General features: G+C 44.4%; 1 protein-coding gene. It reads right to left on the bottom strand.

All coding sequences use genetic code 11. The features are described 5' to 3' along the window. The coding region (locus tag ACLWS4_RS38315; protein ID WP_416876612.1) for a DUF6020 family protein at positions 1-315 on the bottom strand (315 nt) is incomplete at both ends.

Below are 315 nucleotides of genomic sequence, written 5' to 3'. Positions count from 1 at the left end.
CGGTCAAAGTGCGGCGTAAACTTTATCATATCAACATCTGTCGGATGATAGTATTTTTTCCAGTCCGGAATTGGCATCACCTGGTTGATCACGGCTCTTTGGGCAGGCGTTATATGCCCGTTTTCCTTCACAATCCTTCCAATCTGCTGGTAAGGAATGGAGTAAGATTCCGTTTCATCAGCCGGAAACACTTTATAATGCTTGTAAACCGGGCCTGTCACAACCAGAAACGTGATGACCGCAAGCGCGAAAACGCCATACATATACAAATACCGTTTTCGCAGGAAAAAAAGAAAAATGACAATCGTTGCAAGC

The organism is Kitasatospora sp. SC0581 (assembly GCF_048159585.1).
Taxonomy (GTDB): Bacteria; Actinomycetota; Actinomycetes; order Streptomycetales; family Streptomycetaceae; genus Kitasatospora.
This window is presented reverse-complemented; position numbering and strand designations above follow the sequence as displayed.